Origin of the sequence: Vibrio nomapromontoriensis (assembly GCF_050337205.1) — a bacterium.
In the GTDB taxonomy this organism is placed as follows: Bacteria; Pseudomonadota; Gammaproteobacteria; order Enterobacterales; family Vibrionaceae; genus Vibrio; species Vibrio nomapromontoriensis.
The window spans coordinates 19,851-42,058 of record NZ_JAKJSS010000007.1 but is presented as its reverse complement, the minus strand read 5'-3'; the positions used below and the strand labels follow the sequence as shown (position 1 = coordinate 42,058).

Genomic DNA, 22,208 nt, shown 5'->3' with positions numbered 1-22,208 from the left:
GTAAAAAAGCGATATGCACAGCGGTTTTAACAGCACAAAACCGCTATGCCTCTGGGTTAAAACAGATTTTTATCTCTCACTAACTCTCGAGGTAAGCCATTTTTAATCCGGTTGCCTACCCATTTCCCCAACCCAATGACGATGTGGTTATAGCTAACAAAGACTTCTCCAGAACCACTTAAGCCTTCTGGGCGAATATCTCTGCCCATATACCACTCTCTCGCATCAGATTGATTCACCGCGACCGTTTCAGCTTGACTGCTTGCTAGTGATGTCGCAACTTGGTGTTGCCAACGGTAGCCTTTTTTGTGTTGCTCAGCGACCTTGATTCCCATGCGGGAGAAGCGAAACTCACCCAGTAATGGTTCGAGCGCTGTTGGAAATAGCCATATATCGTTATCACGTTTCCAAAGTTGACTATGTGTTGGGAAATCGATGGAGAATGCGGATTTCAGTGACAACGTAGCGGCTTCATTTTCTTTAGACGATAGCTTCTGGAATGGGAATTTACCCAGCCTTTTTTTCACTACTGGCGGAGTTGTAGACACCAGTTTTTTGACTTTGGCAATAAAAAAACCTTCACTATCAAATAATTGAGGGTAAACATGTAAGAAGCCTTCCGTCGTTGTCGCGAGCTTAGCATCTGGAAATAAGTGCTCAAGTGACTCAAACTCAACCGCGTGATCAAACGTATCTCGAAGGTGTTGCATGACTTGTTGGTTTTCTTCGCAGCTCAAAGCGCAGGTAGAGTAGACCAGTGTACCGCCTACTTTTAACGCGTGAAATGCACTTTCGATAAGATCTTTCTGTGTTTCTGCGATGTCATTGGTGGACTCAAGACTCCAGTTTTTCATTGCATCGGCGTCTTTTCGAATTGTGCCTTCACCGGAACATGGGGCGTCTAATAAAATGGCATCAAAGCGTTCTGGTAGCCAGCCACCAAACACGCGAGCATCATAATTACTCAACGCAACATTTCTAACGCCACAGCGTTCAATATTGGCGTGTAGTACTTTGACTCGACTAGAGGCAAACTCGTTCGCGACTAAAATGCCGTTATTATCCATGAGTGCGGCAATCTGCGTTGTTTTTGAACCAGGCGCCGCCGCCATGTCTAGCACAGTATCAAAACTGGCGTTATCGTTGAAAAGGGCGCTTGGAGGAAGCATAGAGCTTGCTTCTTGAATATAAAACAAGCCTGCCATGTGTTCTGCTGTATTTCCTAGCGGTACTTGACTCTCATCGGCGTCAATCCAAAAACCTTCATTACACCAAGGGATAGCGGTGAGCGACCAGTTATTTTCTTCTGCTCTTGCTAAGAAAGCGTCAACGGTCAGTTTGAGGGTATTGACACGGATACTCTTTCGTAACGGTCTTTGGCAAGCGGCAACAAAGTCATCCATATTTAGATGCTTGGGTAGTTGAGATGCGATGTGCGTTAGAAAGTCGTCAGGGATATAGACGTTAGAGTGCAAAATGGAGCCTGCTGGTTGGAAAGTATTTGCTCAATTATAACCTGAACTGCACTGAACAGAAAACGAAAGCCCGCGTTTGCGGGCTTATCTGTGTGATTTAACAGCGCAGGGCTTTTTGCTGTGAATCTTTTCTAAGGAGCAGGGATTGCAGTTCGCCATTCCTTCCATTTAGGGTCGCCGGATTGATTGAGGTAAAAGCTCTGACCTTCACTGGCTCTTGGCTGAAGTTCAGTCCCTTCAGGCGTTGAAAAAGTCACCCCGCCACGAATTAGGCTATCCATTGTACCTGCTTTAATGCTGGCGCCAGAAAGGCCAATCTGAACATCGACACCCGATACATTCCAAAATACGCTATTGGCGCGAACTAAATAGGCAAACTCTGGTTTTATTTGAAAGGTTGAAATCACTCTATCGGCAAAGGGACCAAGTTCAACGTCTGTTACTCGGCCAACTTCGAGGTCACGATAGAGAATAGGGGTTCCTTCTTTGATGGAACCTCGGTTTTCGCTTTGCAGTGTAAACTCAATGCCATTCTCAACTTTAGGGAAATCAAAGAGCTTGAATTGCTTTTGTGTTTTGCCTTTTCCCGGTTCAACGGCAATATATTGGGAGACTAGTGCATTCAAATTTTTCACACCACTCAAGCCAAACTCAGGTTTAACTAGCCAAAAATAGGCTTGCGAATTGGCGATTTGCTCTACGTACTCAGGCAGTATTCGAGCGGTAATCTCAACACGTTCATGGGTAAAGTCGGGGAGTGTTAACATGACTTCACCCACTTTCACGCCTTGATATTTAATAGGCATGCCTTTGGTGACTTGTTGGTCCGTAGTTGTGGTGACCAGTTGAACGGAAGCGCCAAATTTTCTCGCGTCATTAAAGTCTTGGTACAGTTTCCAATTTTTACCTGTCTTATTTTCTATACCAGGCATAGAGTCAAAGGCGATGCCTCCGTCTATTAGCGTTTTGAGCGGTGCAGCTTTTACGCTAACACCAGACAACGATGCCTCCACTTCTACTCCCGAACGATTCCAAAAAACGGTTTGAGGGGTAATTAAATGCTTGTAGCGATTATCAATCGAGGTGTTGATGTAGACGCCTCCATCGACTAATGAGAAGTCCGTTACACTACCAACTTGCATGTTGCGGTAAAGGATAGGGCTGCCTTCTTGAATTGGCGGTAATTCGTTGGCAAACAGGGCCAGTTTCATTGAGCCTGATTGATTGTGCTTGGCTAATTCCGCTAATGATTTAGTTTGGAATAGCGGGAATTCAACACGCTCTGTCGCTTTACCTTCACTCACAAAACTGATCGAACCGGTAAGTAATTGCTTTGCTGGTGGGACGGTAACATTGAGTCCTGCTTTGGTAAGCTCTGCAGTGGCACTTCCTGTTACATAGAATCGATTTTGGGTTCTAATAAGGTTGCGGTATTCAATATCTACGGCAATGTCCATGGCAACTTGATCGTCGACGAGTTCGACTGAGGTGAGGGAGCCAACAGGAATTCCGCGATATAATACGCTGCTTCCTGGCTCTAAACCGAAAGAGTTTTCCGATAGCAGCCGAATAGAAATGGATTTGGCTTTTACTCGATCAAACTCTTCTTGCTTAATAGCATCGAATTGGCGGGCTTTGCCACCCGTCCCTGGAACGAGTGTTAAAAAGTTGCCAGTAATTAAGTTTGATAGATTCTCGACACCCGACAAAGATACTTTGGCTTCTTCGAGTAGGAATAGCGTGCCTTCGTTTAACATATCACTAAAGGCAGGCTCGATAGATGCAGAAGCGATGATGGAATCACGTTCATCATTGAGTGCGAGATTATTTATTTGGCCGATTTCCAATCCTCGGTAAACGATCGGAGAACCGTTAGCTTTCAAATTACTATTGTCTGGTAGTGTTATGGAGATAGGGATACCACGACCAGCCGTTTTTAAATCACGATAAAGTTTAAAAGAAGTGCCTTTCTCGACGGGCGCGCCACTATCTGGTGAGTCAACGGCAATCGCGCCTGCCAGTATGGCGCTTAAGCTTTCTAAACGAATGTCGACGCCTTGGAAACCAACATTGGCGCCAATGCCACTGACGTTCCAAAAGCGACTCTTATCAGTAATAATATGGCTAAATTGTTGTTCAATAGAGGCTTTAATGAGTACGCTTTCTGCGTCTTCATCCAGCTTAAAACTGTACACTTCACCGATTGGTATCTTCTTATAGACGATTTTTGAACCGACGGATATGCCACCGAGATCACGAGCTTTGAGTGTGACGGTTAGGCCGTCATTGGCTGCCAGCTCAGCCGGTGCAGTATCCAATGCTTGGAACTTTGTTTTGCTATTGCTGGTCTCTGTTGCCGGATAAATGGAAACATAGTTACCCGACACTAGTGCATCTAGACCAGAAATCCCTGATAAGGATGCAGATGGTTTTACTAGCCAAAACTTAGTGTCTTCGCCAAGTAACTTGGTCGCTTCAGGGTAGATATCGGCATCAACATAGATATTACTAAGGTCTTTGGATAAGTTTATGTCACGGATCATCCCAACTTCTAACCCTTGATACCTAATGGTCGTGCGTCCCGCGATAAGACCTTGGGCATCAGAAAAATAGATCTGAACACGCTGACCTGCATCATGCACGGCTTTTGCTAATAGCCAGCCAGCTAATATGAGAGTCAAAATTGGCAGAATCCAAAGCGGTGAAATCCGACGATCTTTCTTCACTTCAGGGTTGAACGACATAGGTTGCTTAGTCTCGTTACTCATTACCGCTAATACTCGTCTTAGTGTCTAATACAGAAGAGGATGTTGTCTTTTTATCCCATAATAGGCGAGGGTCGAGGCTCTCGGCTGCAAACATGGTGAATATGACAACAATACCAAACGCTACCGCGCCGAAGCCCGGTGTAAAATTAAGAATTTGCCCTCGGTCTACCAAGGTCAACATAATTGATATGACAAAGAGATCGGTCATTGACCATTTACCTATCCATTTTATGATCCGAAAGACGGTCATTTCAAAACGGTGATTGTTCACTTTATCAAATTGTATACAAAAAAGCAGATACCCCAGTCCTAATATCTTCGCCACCGGCACGACAATACTGGCGACAAAGATAATGATAGCGATACCGATCATGTCGTTATTGATTAGGGACGCAACACCAGAGAAGATGGTATCTTCTAATCGTTGTCCATTGGTGATGAGAATCGATATTGGGATTAAGTTTGCAGGCAGAATCGCCACCGATGCTGCGATGAGGTAAGCCCAGGTTTTTTGCAATGAATAGGGTTTTCTATGATGAAGCTTAGCTTCACATCGTAAACAACGGTCGGCCTCTTTTTGAGAAAGGTGGCAACTGTGGCAATGAATCTCTTTTATTGAAGAAGGGTAAGAGATTTCTGGTTTCCATGCCTCCCAGTAGCGCCTAACACTGATGCGACATACAAGCAAAACGCTCAGTCCTTGCAGTAGTACTAAGCTATATAACGCATGACCAATGTAGATGTCGGAATAGTCTTGCAACTTGAAACATGAAATGGCGATGCTAATAAGAAAAACATCTAACATCATCCAGTGTTTACTATGGGTGAGTATGCTTAAGGACCACTTAAGCGTTTTAAACCAGTGAAATCGTAGCGCTAGGTGTGTGGTGAGGACTGCAGTACACATGGCAACAGGTGCAATGGTGTGACAAAAAAGAGTGAGTAATGCGAGACCGGGGTAACCTTCTTGATTTAGTGCTAATACCCCCTCAAATAAGGTGCCTTGAATCATCACACCTACCAATCTGATGGTAATAAAGTCAAAATAGTGAGAAGGAATAAAAAGTAATAAGCAAGTAATGGCAATCGCTAAATTGCCATTAATAGAATGATGTTCACTGCGGTAGAGCTGAGTTCCACAACGAGGGCAGTCGGCGCTATACCCTTTATCCAGCCCAATGACGGCGACCGGTAACTCGCAGCATTGGCATAGACGCACATTATGTTGCTGGGGTTGGTTACTTGTTTGTGGATCTTGTGAATTAGAAACAACGCGCATCGTAAACTCCAAAATACGTGTACGATGCGTTCATTTCGCCACGATTAACTTGCGGATTGCACCGAACCATACAGGGTTTGATAGAGTCCCTGTTGTTCAACCAATTCGATGTGGGTACCGGTTTGGGTAACTTGTCCATCTTCCAACACATAAATTAAATCCGCCTGTTTGACCGCAGACAACCTATGCGCAACGATTAGGGTTGTCCGGTTTTGCAAAAAAGCACTTAAAGCAATATGCAAAGCAGCCTCGGTTGAGGTGTCTAGTGCTGATGTTGCTTCATCAAGTATGACAAACTGCGGATTGCTTAATATCATTCTAGCAATGGCGAGCCGTTGCCGCTGTCCTCCGGAAAGACGAATCCCATTTCGACCGATTTCGGTATCGAGACCGTCGGTCAATTTTCTGGTGACATCTTGTAGTTGCGCGACGTCCAGGGCATTCCATATTTCACGGTCATCATAGTGACGTCCGAGCGTCAGATTATGCCTTATGCTGTCATTGAATAGTATAGGTTGCTGTAAAACAACAGCAATTTTATCTCGAATTATGTCAAAACCGATGTCGCGGCTATCAGAACCATTATAATTTATGATGCCTTGTCTTTGTGTATAAACGCCAATCAGTAACTGTATGAGTGTAGACTTGCCACCACCACTAGCCCCAACGAGTGCCACTTTCTTTCCTGCGGGTATCTCTAGCGTTAAATTGCGAAGTACATCTTTATCGTCGTCATAACAAAAGCTCACGTTTTGAATTGACACATCAACCTGTTTACCGTTGTGGAACGGGTTTATCTTGCTCACGGTTCTAGCCTCTTCTTCGAGAGCCAACAGTGAGTTAATCCGTGCTAAGGCAGCCTTCGCGCTATACCAAGAAAACTGAATGCCCAATAGTTCTTGAACTGGACCTAGCATAAACCATAGATACCCAAATACCGCGAAGATTTGGCCAATGGTTAAGTCACTAAATAACACCATTACCATAGCAACCGCACGAAACAATTCAAATCCGATGAGGAAGAGAAGAAAGGAGACACGGCTAGCCGCTTCAGATTGCCAAGCGTATTTGTCTGCATTGATACGGATTTGGTCAGCTTGTCCTTTGAGTTGTTGTAAAAATTCACGTTCGCGATTTGCGGCTCTTAGTTGATAGATACCATCAAGGGTTTCAACCAAGCGATTTTGGAATCCTTCAAAGGCTTGGTTTTCTTTCTTCTTAAGGTGTTTAACCATGCCACCTAATTTACGAGAAAAATAGATAACGACGGGGTTGACCAATAAAATGAAAAGGCCTAATCGCCAGTCTAGCCACAGCAGGACAATCGCGGTGCCAAAGACGGTGAGAAAGCTAACGATGAATTTACTAAGCGTCGAACCGATAAACTGGTCAATAGTTTCTATGTCAGTAATTAAATGCGCATTGATGCCACCACTGCCCCTTGTTTCGTACTGACGTATGCTAATGCGGCCCAATTTATCAATCATTTTGCAACGAATTTGATAGGTGATGGTTTTGGACACTAGAGTGAACTGACGACTTTGTAAAATATTGAATGCTTGACTAAAAGCACGCATCAGAACAACAAGGATGAGAGTAAGACTAATATAACCAATTGGCGTTTCTAGGGACTGAGGGAGAAGCGTATTCATGTAACTTAGCCCTAAACCGGGTTGATCCAACAACACCTCATCAACCATAAGCGGCATGAGTAGTGGAATAGGGACGCTAATTAATGTGGCAATAATGGCGATTAAATTTGCGCCAATAAGTCGAGACTTGTGAGTTTTTACTTGTGTTATCAACCAAGAGCGGCTAATAGTGTCGTTCGTACTGATCATATCTATGATAATAAGTCCTATTTAGATTGAGGCATTGTACGTGGATTAGAACAAAATCAAAGCACTATATTAATGGAAATATAATGAATTTAGACAATTACGATCGCCTAGCGAAACAAGCTATTGCACTGACGGAATCAGAAACGGATTTTATCGCTAACCTTTCTAATATTAGTGCACTTCTTAACATGGAGTTAGACGATCTTAACTGGGTCGGCTTTTATCTCATGAAGGACGGTGAATTAGTATTAGGTCCTTTTCAGGGTAAACCTGCCTGTGTACGCATTCCGGTAGGTAGAGGAGTGTGTGGTACAGCAGTTGAAACCAATACGGTTCAGAGAATTGCCGATGTTTATCAATTTGAAGGGCACATCGCTTGTGATGCTGCGAGTAATTCTGAGATTGTGATTCCATTTTCTGTGAATGGTGAAGTGGTTGGTGTATTGGATATAGATAGCCCAAGTATTAATCGATTTTCCGAAATTGACGAAATTGGACTGACAAACTTCATGAGATCTGTAGAAAAGGTGCTCAATTCCCATGCAAACGTGGTCTAAAATCACATTTGCTGGTGGTTTTTCTATAGCAGGTCACTATAATACCAAGAATATTTTTCTTAATGCTTCGCGGAAAACCGCATTAACCAGGAACCCACATGGAAAACACTGAGAAGTTGAAGAACAGCAAAGAAATTATCGCGTATGTTGCTGAATGTTTCCCTAAATGCTTTACTGTAGAAGGTGAAGCGAAACCGCTTAAAATTGGTATATTTCAAGATCTTGCTGAACGCTTGAAAGATGATGAGAAAGTAAGTAAAACTCAGCTACGTGCAGCGTTAAGACAGTACACTTCTTCTTGGCGTTACCTGCACGGTGTTAAACCGGGTGCAGTACGAGTAGATTTAGATGGTAATGCTTGTGGAGAGCTTGAAGCTGAACATGTAGAACATGCTCAAGCGACACTAGCTGAAAGCAAAGCAAAAGTAGCGAATCGCCGCAAAGAGCAAGCTCAAAAAGCGCGTGAAGAAGCGAAAGCTAAACAGCCTAAAGCTAAAAAGCCACAAGCTCGTAAACCACAAAGTAGTGCAAGCAAAAACGCAAAAGTAAGCAAACCTGTTGAAACGCGTGCTTTGAATAACGATGAAATGATCGTAGGCAAAGACGTTAACGTAAACATGGGTAAAGGAAACATGGCTGCGACCATTGTTGAAATCAATAAGGAAGATGTGCGTGTTCAGCTAGTCAATGGCCTACAAATGGTTGTTAAAGCGGAGCATTTGCGCGCTTAAAGGAGAAACTCCTACGCATGAAGTGCCGTTCAAAAGTATCTTTGATTGCTGCTAGCCTTTGGCTAGCAGCGTCTTCAGCTCACGCTTTAGAAGCTAAGTATCAGAAAACTGATATCCCGACTTTAGCTCCAGAAGCACAACATGAAACCGCGAGTAAGCGAGTGACATCTCGCTTTACACGATCTCACTATAAGCATTTCACCCTAGATGATGAGTTTTCCAAGGCGATGTTCAATCGTTATTTGGAAATGCTCGACTACAACCGTAACATTTTTACTCAATCGGATATTGATGGCTTTAATGCTTGGTCGACACTGCTCGATGATCAATTGAAAGCGGGTAACAATCAGGTTGCGTTTGATGTCTATAACTTATCGATGCAGAAACGATACGATCGTTTTGTCTATGCATTATCTCTGCTTGATACGGAGATGAAGTTTGATGTCGATGAAGGTATAGAGCTTGATCGTTCGGAAGCCAATTGGGCTAAAGACGAAGCTGAACTTAATGAGTTGTGGCGTAAACGCGTTAAATACGATGCGCTTAACCTTAAACTTGCAGGTAAGGATTGGGATGAGATAAAAGAGACGTTAGGTAAGCGTTACAATAATGCGATCAAACGAATCACTCAATCTCATAATGAAGATGCTTTTCAGATTTACATGAATGCGTTCGCGCGTGAAGTTGATCCGCATACGAGTTATTTGTCGCCACGTTCTGCTGAGCAATTCCAATCAGAGATGAATTTATCTCTTGAAGGGATTGGTGCGGTACTTCAAATGACGGACGATTATACGATTATTCGTTCTCTCGTTGCTGGAGGCCCTGCGTCAAAAAGTAAGCAGCTAGGTGAAGGCGATAAGATTATCGGCGTTGGCCAAGACGGCAAAGAAATTGTTGATGTGATTGGATGGCGACTCGATGATGTCGTGCAACTGATTAAGGGACCAAAAGGAACCAAAGTTAAGTTGCAAATTTTGTCTGATAGTAAAGATGCTAAAGCACAAGTAGTTGAAATTACTAGAGATAAAATTCGATTAGAAGATCGTGCAGTCAAGTCTGAAATCTTTGAGAAGGATGGTAAGAAAATTGGTGTTCTCGAAGTTCCTAGCTATTACGTAGGACTTTCTAAAGATACCGACAAACTTATTACCGAACTTAAAGAAAAAGGCGTTGACGGTATTATTGTCGATTTACGTAACAACGGTGGTGGTGCGTTAACAGAAGCAACCGCAATGACCGGATTGTTTATTGACAGTGGTCCGGCGGTACAAGTTCGTGACAGCTATGGTCGTGTTAACGTTAATAACGATACCGACGGAAAAGTGAGTTACGAAGGTCCGTTAACCATACTGGTAAATCGATATAGCGCCTCGGCATCTGAGATCTTTGCTGCTGCGTTGCAAGATTATGGTCGTGCCATAGTTTTAGGTGAGAATTCATTTGGTAAGGGCACGGTACAACAGCACCGTTCACTAAATCACATCTATGACTTGTTTGATAAAGAATTGGGTTACGTGCAATACACGATTCAGAAGTTTTATCGAATTAATGGCGGTAGTACGCAAAATAAAGGGGTAGTACCTGATATTGCGTTCCCAACACCAATCGATCCTGCGGAAACAGGGGAGAGTGTAGAAGATAACGCACTGCCTTGGGACAGCATTGACCCTGCAAAATATCAAGTGTTACAGCGTAACGACGAGATGATTGCAGCATTAACGAAGAAGCATGAAGCACGAATTGGCTCTGATATGGAGTTTGGATTTATCGCTGAAGATATTGCTAAGTACAACGCCGAAAAAGATGACAAGACATTGTCGTTAAATGAAGCAACAAGGCAAGCTGAAAGTGATAATCATGATGTGCGACGACTTGATCGTATCAATGCTCGCCAAAAAGCGGCGGGAGATGATCTTTTTGCTACGCTAGATGACGTACCAAAAGATTACGAAGTGCCTGATGCGTATCTGGACGAATCAGTTGCCATTATGGTCGACATGATTAAGCAATAGAAACGAATCTGAATAATAAAGCGAGCCTGAATAATAAAGCGAGCCTTGAGCTCGCTTTTTTTTTGTCCAAAATTTGTGTTCTCAAAGCTGATACTCACCAGTAAAATTTGTGATTTAGATCAAAAAATTTAGCATTCTCGTAGTGAGCGCCTAAGCTTAAGTAAACAGCAAAGGGGAAGCATATGAGATGGATTACTGTGATTTTATGTGTGGTATCGTTTGGCGTATTATCAGATACACGTAAAGACAATAATGATTTGACCCAGTTTGATCAGCCTTTTTTACTGGGTGACTGGTATTTGATAAACCCGACTCCAGAAGAATCGCCCGATGCATTTCTGGCGATTAAGCTTTCCCTCGACTCGAACTACTCGTTCAATATCGATATTCAAAAACAAGACTACAGTATTGAACATTGGGAAGGTTTGTTTACGGCCAATGAAGATACCATTATTTTGGGACTGAACAGCGATGAACCGCAAATCTATAACTATAGTGGCAATCATCATATGCTGAACTTAAATGGTGTCGTATTTACAAAAGCGTTACCGAATGCGCTTGCGGGAATTTGGTCATCAACAACCGTGACGGGGGATGACAAACATGCTAACGACATTGCTAGAATGGATTTGGTGTTGCAGCCTGACTTTGTGTTTACCTTCCGAGTGAGTTCAAACGAAGGAAATGAAGCAATACACAGTGGTGTTTATTACACTGAAGATAATCATATTGTTTTGCTTTATCCCGACGGTGAGCATGATGCTACTTACACTTTGAACCAAGATGAACTTACGTTAGAAGTTGAAGATGGGGATATGTTTGCGGTACTTAACCGGATTCGTTAATGCTAAGCCACACGGTCACCAAAAAAACGTCAATATTAATTGGCGTTTTTTGCGTTAAGGATCTGCAATCAGTTGATACATGGGGTTATAATCGTTCGGTATTTACAGCGACAATGCTAATTATAACAAATAAGGACTAAAGGATGACGGAGTCAGCACCTAAAGCCAAATACCGTAGCGATTATCAATCGCCTTCTCATTTTATCTCAGATGTAAACCTAACTTTCGATCTTCACGAACGTGAAACTCATGTGACAGCGATCTCTACTGTTAAGCAAAATACAGACTCAACGACTTTACTTCTAGATGGTGAAGGTATTGAACTGGTTGCCGTGTATATCAACGGTCAAGCGTGGCCTGATTACAAGCAGTTAAAATCAGGTCTTGAACTATCAAACTTACCTGCTGAGTTTGAGCTCAAAATTGAAAACAAGATTTCGCCAATTGCCAATAGCGCACTGGAAGGCTTGTACTTATCTGATGGCGCATACTGCACACAATGTGAAGCCGAAGGTTTTAGACGCATTACTTATTTTCTAGACAGACCAGATGTACTGGCTACCTACACGACAAAAGTCATTGCCGATAAAGTGGCGTTCCCACACCTACTTAGTAATGGTAATAAAGTAGAAGAAGGTGAGGTGGATACGCAAAGACATTATGTGGTTTGGCAAGATCCCCATCCTAAACCATGTTACCTATTTGCTTTAGTCGCTGGCGATTTTGATGTGTTGCGCGACCAGTATACAACGCGCTCTGGTCGTAAAGTTGCACTAGAGATTTTCGTTGATAAGGGCAATCTAGATCGAGCAAATCATGCCATGGTGTCATTGATTAATTCGATGAAGTGGGATGAAGAACGTTTTGGATTAGAATACGATCTCGATATTTATATGATTGTTGCCGTCGACTTTTTCAATATGGGGGCGATGGAGAATAAAGGCTTAAATGTTTTCAACTCCAAGTTCGTTCTAGCCAATGAAAAGACGGCGACAGACACTGACTATTTAGGGATTGAGGCTGTTATCGGTCATGAGTATTTTCATAACTGGACCGGTAACCGAGTCACCTGTCGAGACTGGTTCCAACTAAGTTTAAAAGAAGGGCTAACGGTATTTCGTGACCAAGAGTTTTCTTCAGATCTCGGCTCCCGTGCTGTCAACCGCATTAACAATGTTCGAATCATTCGTGGTCCTCAGTTTGCAGAAGATGCAAGCCCAATGTCTCATCCTATTCGCCCAGAAAAAGTTATTGAGATGAATAACTTTTATACCTTAACGGTATATGAGAAGGGTAGTGAAGTAATTCGAATGATGCATACTTTGCTAGGTGAAGAGAAATTCCAAGCGGGAATGAAGCTTTACTTTGAGCGCCATGATGGAACTGCGGCAACGTGTGAAGACTTTGTCTGTGCCATGGAGGATGCGTCTGGAATCGATCTTAATCAATTCCGCCTTTGGTATAGTCAATCTGGTACGCCAACCGTTAGCGTGAAAGCGGATTATGATGTAAACGCGCAAACATATGCGTTAACGCTTACTCAATGTACGAAACCAACACAAGATCAACAGGAAAAACAAGCGCTACACATTCCATTTGATGTAGAACTGTATGATAGTGAAGGAAATATTTTAGAGTTACAGTGTAATGGTAGTGCGGTAGGAAACGTTTTAAGTTTTACTCAACAAGAGCAAACATTCGTCTTTGAAAATATTGATACCGAACCAACGCCATCAATGCTGAGAGAGTTTTCAGCGCCAGTAAAACTGGAATTTGATTATTCAGATGAACAGCTCGCATTTTTAATGATTCATGCTCGAAATGAATTTGCTAAATGGGATGCTGGACAGATGTTGCTGGCAAAGTATGTTAAATCAAACGTTGAAGCAGTATTAAACCAGCAAGCGATTACCTTGCCAGAGCTTGTTATTGATGCGTTTAGAGGGGTGATCTTAAACGATCAGCTTGATCCTGCGTTTATTGCTGAAGTACTTTCACTGCCTAGCTTTAATGAGGTTGCAGGTTGGTATGATATTGTCTCAGTCGATTCGGTTTGTGATGTGCTTAAAGGCGTAAAACACATTATTGCCTCTGAACTAAAGGATGAACTGTCAGCTACGTATCATTCTCTGGGTCAGCAAGATTATAGCGTTAATCATACTGCGATAGCGAAACGAGCACTGCGGAACCTCTGCTTACAGTACTTGGCGACAATGGAAGAATATGCACCTCTAGTGTCTAATCAGTTTGATGTTGCAAACAATATGACGGATACGATTGCCGCGATGGTGGCTGCCAACAGTAGTTCTCTGCCGATTAGACAAAACCTCATGGATCGCTATAGTGAGGATTGGAGCCACGATGGCTTGGTTATGGACAAATGGTTTGCGTTACAGGGATCGAATCCAAGTTCAAATGCGCTTGAAAATGTTAAAGCGTGCATGTCACACACAGCGTTTAGCCTGAGTAATCCAAATCGTGTTAGAAGCCTAGTTGGTTCATTTCTTAACATGAACCCACGTCGCTTCCATGATGTATCGGGTAGTGGTTATCAGTTTGCAGGTGAAATTCTACGGAGCCTTAACGAATCTAACCCGCAAGTGGCGTCTAGATTGATCGATCCTTTATTGAAATTCAAGAAGTACGATACTGATCGCCAGGCACTAATTATTGCTGAATTAGAAAAGCTGAAAGCGATGGATAACCTAGCGAACGACTTGTATGAAAAAGTGACTAAGGCCCTTGAGGCTTGAGGCATTTAATTAGGTACGTTAAGTCACGTTAATACTAGCTAATCGCCAGCACTGTATATCCATACAGTGCTGGCGATTTTTATCAGTTGCATGGCTATTTTTCGCTTAATGATGGCGTAGTTTTGTACTGAATTGCTAATGAAAGGCAGCAAAGCACATTAGAGACTAAAAATCAGCAGGTAAAATAACTGTATGTACATACAGTTCTTGTGTGAGGAGGCTATTTTTATCATGAACTATTATCACTTTTCTATGAATATCCGTTATCAAGCATTTATCGAGCATTACGCTGGCCATGCCGCTAACATTTTAGTGGTAACGGATAACGGGCTAAAGCTCCAATTACCCGCGGCTCGTTTCCGCCCATATTTAACACAAATAGGTATAAAAGGTCGCTTTAGATTGACAACTGACCACAACAATAAATTTCTACGGTTAGATTCACTGTAATTTGTCGCTTTGCTAGCAAGATAAATAAGTACATCAGTCACACTATCAAACTTTTCTCTCCAACTTATTCCAAATTTTATTAACTCTTTATCAATAAAGCTTTTACAATAAAAGCAAGCCTATCCCCCAATAAAAATAGAAAGTGGAGCGTTACTATGACCACGCGCGAACCCGTTGTCCCGGTTCTTCTGGAGAAAGTTTACAAATTGATTGAGTCGAAGCTTGAGAGCTCGGCGCAACCGTTAGTAACCAAACTCGCCAAACATATCTTGAGCAATGTGTCCCCAGATGACTTGCTACAAAGAAATGAATCCGATTTGTATGGTGCTGTCATCAGCCTTTGGCATCACCTTAACGAAAAGAAACACGATGAAATCTCGGTCAGAGTCTTTAATCCAGCGGTGAGTAAACATGGCTGGCAGTCAACACATACCATTGTCGAGATTGCGGTTCCTGATTCTCCATTTCTTGTCGATTCCGTCAAAATGGCGCTCAACCGACTTGATTTAACTTGTCATATTACTCTGCATGGTCCCACTCAGTTTGAACGTGATGAGAAAGGACAAATCACTTCGGTCAATGAGAAGAAAGGGCATCTACAGTCTATTTTCCATATTGAAGTAGATCGCTTAAGCGATAAGCAAGAAATGACGGCATTGAAAGAAGAGTTAGTCACTATATTTGAAGATACAAGTTTGGTGGTTAACGGTTGGGAGCCGATGTCGCAGAAGCTTAAGGCGATCACTAAAGATCTACTTAAGAATAAGGCGATGTTGCCAACAGAAGATGATCGTTTTGACGAGACCATGGCGTTCTTGCAGTGGTTAGGCGATCATAACTTCACCTTTATGGGCTACAAAGAGTTTGATTTGGTTCAACTAGATGGTGAGTCAATTCTTAAGCCGACAGAAGAAAAAGGTTTAGGGCTGTTTTCTAGTGAGCAACGTGTTCGCGCGGTTAAAATTTCGGACTTTTCAGATTCAGCCAGGTTAGAAGCGAAAAAGCCTTTCTTATTGATTCTTACTAAGGGTAATAAAGCAAGCCGGATACATCGTCCAGCGTATACCGATTACATTGGTATAAAAAAGTTCGATAAAGATGGAAAAGTTATTGGTGAGCATCGCTTCACTGGACTATATACCTCAGCAGTGTATAACCAAAGCGTGTCAACGATTCCACTTATCCGCGAGAAAATGGAGCGTATTTTAGCCTCAAGTGGTTACCGTAGTGGTTCATACTCATATAAAGCACTAAGAAACATTCTTGAAAATTACCCCCGAGATGAACTGCTTCAAGCAAAAGAAGAAGAATTGCTTGAAATCGGGATGGGTGTCGTTCAAATGCAAGATCGCGATTTGATCCGATTGTTTGTGCGCCGAGATCCATTTGGTCGCTTCTTTAGTTGTATGGTGTATGTGAGTAAAGATCGTTACAACACTCAACTTCGAAAAGATACACAGCGGATCTTAAAAAGCTACTTTGGCTGCGAGCAAGAAGTCGAATTCACCACCTATTTTTCTGAAAGTCCGTTAGCTCGAACGCACTATATAGTAAGGGTTGATAACAACAACATGGATGTCGATGTAAAAGCGATCGAACAAAACTTAATGGAAGTATCTGCCTCTTGGGATGATCGTTTATCGGAAGCGATTGTCGCTAACTTTGGTGAAAGCAAAGGCCTACCGCTATCAAAAGTCTATTCACGTGCATTCCCTCGTTCGTATAAGGAAGACATGATGCCAACGTCTGCTGTTGCAGATATAGAGCGTCTAGAAGCGTTAAGTGAGAGTAACAAGTTAGGGATGTTGTTCTATCGCCCACAAGAAGCGGCGGCAGATTCAAAAGAAGTTAAATTGAAGCTTTATCATCGTGATGAGCCCATTCATCTCTCCGATGTAATGCCGATGCTAGAGAACCTTGGACTTCGTGTTATTGGTGAGTCGCCTTATGAAGTCATTAAGAGCGATGGCGGCAGCTATTGGATTCTTGATTTTGCCATGCTTCACAAGAGTGAAACAGTGGTCGATCTTCGAGAAGCTCGCGATCGTTTCCAACAAGCGTTTGCTTCTATTTGGGCTGGTGACCTAGAAAGTGACGGCTTTAACCGTTTAGTCTTGGGTTCAGGATTAACAGGTCGAGAAGTTTCTATTCTACGTGCCTATGCGCGGTATATGAGACAGGTTGGCTTTCCGTTTAGTCAACACTATATTGAAGACACGCTTAATCACTATCCGGAAATTGCAAAAGACTTAGTTGAACTTTTCTCTCAACGATTTATGCCGTCGTTGAAAGGCAGTAAGAAGGGTCAGTTACGCGTTATCGACAAAATTGATGTTCAGTTAGATAAAGTGGAAAGTTTAGATGACGATAGGATTATTCGTCGTTATGTCGAGATGATTTCTGCAACGCTGCGAACCAACTATTATCAGAAAGATGACAAAGGACTTCACAAGCCTTGGTTATCACTTAAATTGCAACCTTCTAAGATTCCAGATATTCCAGCACCTGTGCCAGCCTTTGAAATATTTGTTTATGCCTCGGATATTGAAGGGGTGCATTTACGTGGTGGTAAAGTGGCGCGTGGTGGATTACGTTGGTCCGATCGTCAGGAAGACTTCAGAACAGAAATTCTAGGGCTAGTGAAAGCGCAACAGGTGAAAAACACCGTTATCGTTCCTGTTGGTGCAAAAGGAGGCTTTGTTTGTAAGCGTCAACCTCAACTCACATCTCGTGATGAAATCTTTGCTGAAGGCCAACGCTGTTACAAGCAGTTCATTCGCGCGTTGCTAGATGTTTCCGATAATATCATTGAAGGCGAGGTGGCTCCGCCTAAGAGTGTGGTACGTCATGATGAAGATGACCCATACTTGGTAGTTGCTGCGGATAAGGGGACAGCGACATTCTCTGATTTAGCCAACTCAGTCTCGGCAGAATACAATTTCTGGTTAGGTGATGCGTTTGCATCGGGCGGGTCAAACGGCTATGACCATAAAGCAATGGGCATTACGGCGAAAGGTGGCTGGGAATCGGTTAAGCGTCACTTCCGTGAAATGGGCATCGACTGCCAAAATGAAGACTTTACTGCTATAGGTGTAGGTGACATGGCTGGGGATGTATTTGGTAACGGTATGCTGTTATCGAAACATATTCGTATGCAAGCCGCGTTTAACCATATGCATATTTTCATTGATCCGAATCCAGATTCAGCATCAAGTTGGATCGAGCGTAAGCGCTTGTTTGATCTGCCGCGTTCAAGCTGGGAAGATTATGATCCTAAGTTGATCTCAGTAGGTGGTGGGATATTCCCTAGGAAAGCAAAATCGATCACGCTGACTCCAGAAATCCAAAAGATGATCGGCACTAAGAAGAGTTCAGTGACACCAAACGATCTCATTAAGATGCTTCTGTCTATGCAAGTGGATCTTTTGTGGAACGGTGGTATTGGCACTTACGTCAAATCATCAGCAGAAACGCATACCGATGTCGGTGACCGTGCGAACGATGTACTACGCATTAATGGCAGTGATTTACGAGCAAAAGTGGTCGGAGAAGGCGGAAACCTTGGTATGACACAGCTAGGCCGTGTGGAGTACGCACTCGCTGGTGGTCGTGTTAATACCGACTTTGTCGACAACGTTGGTGGTGTAGATTGTTCAGATAATGAAGTGAACATTAAAATCTTCCTGAATAGCTTAGTATCTAGCGGCGATCTAACGATCAAGCAACGTAATCAAACACTCGAAGCGATGGAAGATGAAGTGGGTGAGATTGTTCTCGATGATGCTTATTGCCAAGCTGAATCAATCTCCGTGACCGAATACCAAGGTGTTCCGTTAATGAAAGAGCAGATCCGCTTCATTCATACATTGGAGAAAGCCGGTTACCTTGATCGAGGGCTTGAATACATTCCTGCTGATGACGATTTACTCGAGCGAGAAAAGCAGGGCATCGGTATGACTCGTCCTGAACTGTCGGTATTAGTTGCTTATGGCAAGATGGTATTGAAAGAACAGCTGGTAGTGGATGAAATAGCCAATGATCCTTATCATAATCAACAGCTTACGCAATACTTCCCATCACTGTTACGCCGTAACTATATTGATAGTATGCCAAGTCATCCGCTTAAAGCTGAGATTATTGCCACAGGCCTAGCAAACCAAATGGTTAATGAAATGGGCTGCAACTTTGTGACTCGCTTGCAAGAAGAAACGGGAGCGACGGTTGTTGATATTGCCAATGCTTACGCTGCATCAAGAGAAATTTATGGTTTTGCGTTTACGTTTGAGCAAATACGTAAACTGGATAATATCGCGACTTCCGAGGCTCAATACGAATTGCTCTTTATCGTGAGACGTACGTTACGTCGCTTAGCGAGATGGATTTTACGTAACCGCCCTGGAAAACAGTCGGTTGAGCAATTAGTGGCACGTTATCGAGATAACGTCATTAAGATTGAGCAGAAACTTGAATCATGTCTCGTAGATGAAGAAGTTGCAGAGCATAATGTTCAGGCTCAAGGCTGGATAGAAAGCGGAGTTGATAAAGATCTCGCGAGCTATGTCTCAAGGTTATCGAGTCTATTATCTGCGGTGGATATCTCTGAGATAGCGGCAGAAGCAAACTATGATGTCGAACAGGCTTCTAAATTGTACTTCCACCTTGGAGACCGTCTATCGTTGCATTGGTTCCTTAACCAAATTAATGGTCAGGCGGTAGACAATAACTGGCAAGCACTTGCAAGGGCCGCATTTAGAGAAGATTTAGATTGGCAACAGCGCCAATTGACGGCGCAAGTTTTGAGATGCGGTTGTGGCGGGGAGGGTCAAGACGTGATCCTGTCACTTGATAACTGGATGGAGACAAACGCGGTTAGCTTACAACGTTGGGACAATATTCTTAACGAGTTTAAAGTAGGTAGTGTTCATGAATTTGCCAAGTTCTCTGTTGCATTGCGAGAGTTGAGTTTACTTAACCTCAATTGTGCGACGAGCATCTAAATACAAAGAAACGTGCTACACCATTAGCTAAGCGCCCAAATAGGGCGCTTTTTTTATGTCGATGTCTATTCGGTGACGCGGTCACTTAATAATTGCTTACTTATTCCGCTAAACATTTGCTTTTGGTAAATAAAAGCGAATTCTCAATTGCAAGTTCAAACGTTTGCGTCAATAATACCTCCCCGTTTACACGGGTTATCTATCGGAGGCACAATGCTTTACCGTCTTGCCAGAACTGGCTTTTTTCAACTTGATGCCGAAAAGGCTCATGATCTTGCTATTCAAAATTTTAAGCGCTTTACCGGCACTCCTCTTGATTTAGCTTATCGTCAACATCTCCCAAATCGTCCTGTCGAATGTATGGGCTTAACGTTTAAGAATCCAGTTGGCCTTGCCGCTGGCCTCGATAAGAACGGTGAGTGTATTGAAGCATTTGGTGCGATGGGGTTTGGTTTTGTCGAAGTAGGGACGGTAACACCTCGTCCACAATCTGGTAATGATAAACCGCGACTGTTTCGTCTTGTAGAGGCGGAAGGCATTATTAACCGAATGGGTTTCAACAACTTAGGTGTTGATAACTTAGTCGAAAACGTTAAGAAAGCGAAGTACGACGGCATTATCGGCATCAATATTGGTAAGAACAAAGACACGCCAATTGAAAAGGGTGCAGAAGACTACGTTATCTGCATGGAAAAAGTGTATGAGCACGCGGGTTATATCGCAGTGAACATCTCTTCGCCTAATACTCCAGGGTTACGTTCTCTGCAGTATGGGGAAGCACTTGATGATCTTCTTAGTGAATTAAAAGCGAAACAAGCTGAGCTGGCAGAGAAGCATAGCAAGTACGTGCCGCTGGCGTTAAAGATTGCTCCGGATCTTAGCGATGATGAATTACAGCAAATCTGTGACTCATTGATTAAGAATAAGATTGATGGTGTTATCGCAACGAATACCACACTAGATCGTTCAATTGTCGAAGGCATGAAGCATGCGAATGAAGCTGGTGGCTTAAGTGGTCGTCCAGTCCAATCACGTAGTACTGAAGTCGTTCGTTTGCTAGCTAAGTATCTTGACGGTCAATTGCCAATCATCGGCGTTGGTGGTATTGACTCTTATGTTTCAGCAAAAGAAAAGTTAATGGCTGGCGCTGAATTGGTTCAAGTGTACTCTGGTTTTATCTACCATGGACCAAAGCTTGTTAAAGAGATCGTCAAAAACCTGTAGGGCACATACTGACTATATCGGTTAGAGGCCCATCAATATGTTCATATATTGATAGTTCTGTCCAAGTTGCAACCATTGAGAGGGGGAATAGTTTTCCCCTTTTTTTTTGTTCAATCGTTTGTAGAATTAGAGTCAACTGACCAAAAAGGTAATTAAGCGTTTTACCTAACAGTCTGATTATTCTTTAGTTATAAGAGACGGAACGATGCTTAAACCCAGCGATACATGGATCTGGTATATGGATGAGGATGAGAATTCTCTGATGCTGGATTTGGGAGATGAAATGGTTTTTAAAACCAATCTTTCCCGTAAACTCTTAGTTGAGTGCGCGATGGGTCAGAATAACTTCACAGTTGATGACGCGTCCGCGTTTCAAATCTATAAAGACCAAATTGCGAACCTAGACCTCTCTGAGCCGCGACAAGCAGAGCTAGCGCTATACTGCGTTGCCGCGAAGCGCTTTCATAAGCCAGTACAGCCTAAGAGTTGGTTCTTCGACCATCAAGATGTTTCCTTTCAACCTGAAGAAGGTGAATTGGTCAGGTTAACCAACCAATACTCTTCTGGTTTCTTTATTGTGTTGGAAGTAGGGGAAAGCGCGAGTTTATGCGCCTTAGTTGATTTAGACCCATTCAACTTGACCTCAAATAAGGACGTTCAGTTCGGGCAAAGCATTAAAGTGATGCATGATAGAATGGCTTCTGCTCATTCTTACATGACGTCACTACAACCAATCGCACTGGTTGGTTAGACGGCGTAACAACGCCATAAGAGAAAGCAGTGGTGCTTGTCTCAAGAACATGACAGTGTTCAAGCGATAAAAGTCGGCCTACGGGTCGATTTTTTTTGCCTATGTTTCCTCAGTATCAACGCAATCTACATTATTCCCACTCGTTTTTTCCTATCTCTTAGAGCGTAGCTCCTACAAGATTTTGACTATCAACAAAAATTAACCAGAAATTTACGATAAAAAATGAGCAAATACTGAACGGGAAAATACCATTTGGCCACTATAAATTCCTCGTTTATGTATATTTGTAAGTAACTTTCAGTCGCAAATTCACTCTGGTATAGTCCAGATTTGCAGTGAATAAGTAGTCACTATCGCTGAGTGGTATGTAATTAGGTTTGATTTCAGTTGCGTGTATCACGTTCTGTTAAACACATGGTGTTAGTTTTCAGTTGACTAAAGCTTGCGCAAATAAACGAGAATCCTAATGAAAGCGACTTGTTTGGTTAGTGGGATGGCACATTATCAGGTATAATTGGCACC

General features: G+C 42.8%; 13 protein-coding genes. 9 read left to right on the top strand and 4 right to left on the bottom strand.

The window, feature by feature from the left end; genetic code table 11:
* Positions 1–56: 56 nt before the first annotated feature.
* The 4 genes from rsmF to L4D05_RS04245 all read right to left on the bottom strand — a co-directional run bounded on the left by rsmF (position 57) and on the right by L4D05_RS04245 (position 7,363).
* The gene (rsmF, locus tag L4D05_RS04260) at positions 57–1,475 is read right to left on the bottom strand and encodes a 16S rRNA (cytosine(1407)-C(5))-methyltransferase RsmF (RefSeq protein ID WP_428793143.1); all 1,419 of its coding nucleotides are present in this window, start codon (positions 1,473–1,475) and stop codon (positions 57–59) included.
* 131 nt (positions 1,476–1,606) lie between these two features.
* On the bottom strand, positions 1,607–4,243 hold the full coding sequence (locus L4D05_RS04255; protein WP_428793142.1) for a PqiB family protein: 2,637 nt from the start codon (positions 4,241–4,243) through the stop codon (positions 1,607–1,609).
* The gene (locus L4D05_RS04250; protein WP_428793141.1) at positions 4,236–5,522 is read right to left on the bottom strand and encodes a PqiA/YebS family transporter subunit; all 1,287 of its coding nucleotides are present in this window, start codon (positions 5,520–5,522) and stop codon (positions 4,236–4,238) included. Before L4D05_RS04250 ends, L4D05_RS04255 begins: the two co-directional genes overlap by 8 nt.
* 44 nt (positions 5,523–5,566) lie before the next feature.
* Positions 5,567–7,363: an ABC transporter ATP-binding protein gene (locus L4D05_RS04245; protein WP_428793140.1), complete on the bottom strand. Its 1,797-nt coding sequence runs from the start codon at positions 7,361–7,363 to the stop codon at positions 5,567–5,569.
* Between the two features lie 83 nt (positions 7,364–7,446).
* Between L4D05_RS04245 and L4D05_RS04240 the strand changes: the two genes are divergently transcribed.
* From L4D05_RS04240 to L4D05_RS04200, 9 genes are all read left to right on the top strand, one after another.
* Positions 7,447–7,920, top strand: coding sequence for a GAF domain-containing protein (locus L4D05_RS04240; RefSeq protein WP_428750724.1), 474 nt, complete (start codon positions 7,447–7,449; stop codon positions 7,918–7,920).
* Positions 7,921–8,018: 98 nt separating this feature from the next.
* Positions 8,019–8,651 (top strand): RNA chaperone ProQ, encoded by a 633-nt coding sequence (gene proQ / locus L4D05_RS04235; protein WP_428750723.1) that lies wholly within the window; start codon positions 8,019–8,021, stop codon positions 8,649–8,651.
* A 17-nt stretch (positions 8,652–8,668) separates the two neighbouring features.
* Positions 8,669–10,666 (top strand): carboxy terminal-processing peptidase, encoded by a 1,998-nt coding sequence (prc, locus tag L4D05_RS04230; RefSeq protein WP_428750722.1) that lies wholly within the window; start codon positions 8,669–8,671, stop codon positions 10,664–10,666.
* 182 nt (positions 10,667–10,848) lie between these two features.
* Positions 10,849–11,511, top strand: a complete 663-nt coding sequence (locus tag L4D05_RS04225) for a hypothetical protein (protein ID WP_428793139.1) — start codon at positions 10,849–10,851, stop codon at positions 11,509–11,511.
* A gap of 143 nt (positions 11,512–11,654) precedes the next feature.
* On the top strand, positions 11,655–14,264 hold the full coding sequence (pepN, locus tag L4D05_RS04220) for an aminopeptidase N (RefSeq protein WP_428793138.1): 2,610 nt from the start codon (positions 11,655–11,657) through the stop codon (positions 14,262–14,264).
* Between the two features lie 231 nt (positions 14,265–14,495).
* Positions 14,496–14,714: a DUF2835 domain-containing protein gene (locus L4D05_RS04215; protein WP_428793137.1), complete on the top strand. Its 219-nt coding sequence runs from the start codon at positions 14,496–14,498 to the stop codon at positions 14,712–14,714.
* Positions 14,715–14,869: 155 nt separating this feature from the next.
* Positions 14,870–19,711 (top strand): NAD-glutamate dehydrogenase, encoded by a 4,842-nt coding sequence (locus L4D05_RS04210; RefSeq protein ID WP_428793136.1) that lies wholly within the window; start codon positions 14,870–14,872, stop codon positions 19,709–19,711.
* Between the two features lie 213 nt (positions 19,712–19,924).
* A complete protein-coding gene (gene pyrD / locus L4D05_RS04205) occupies positions 19,925–20,935 on the top strand; it encodes a quinone-dependent dihydroorotate dehydrogenase (RefSeq protein WP_428750718.1) in 1,011 nt (336 codons plus the stop codon).
* Positions 20,936–21,140: 205 nt separating this feature from the next.
* Positions 21,141–21,686, top strand: coding sequence for a cell division protein ZapC (locus L4D05_RS04200; protein WP_428750717.1), 546 nt, complete (start codon positions 21,141–21,143; stop codon positions 21,684–21,686).
* The last annotated feature ends 522 nt before the right edge of the window (positions 21,687–22,208 follow it).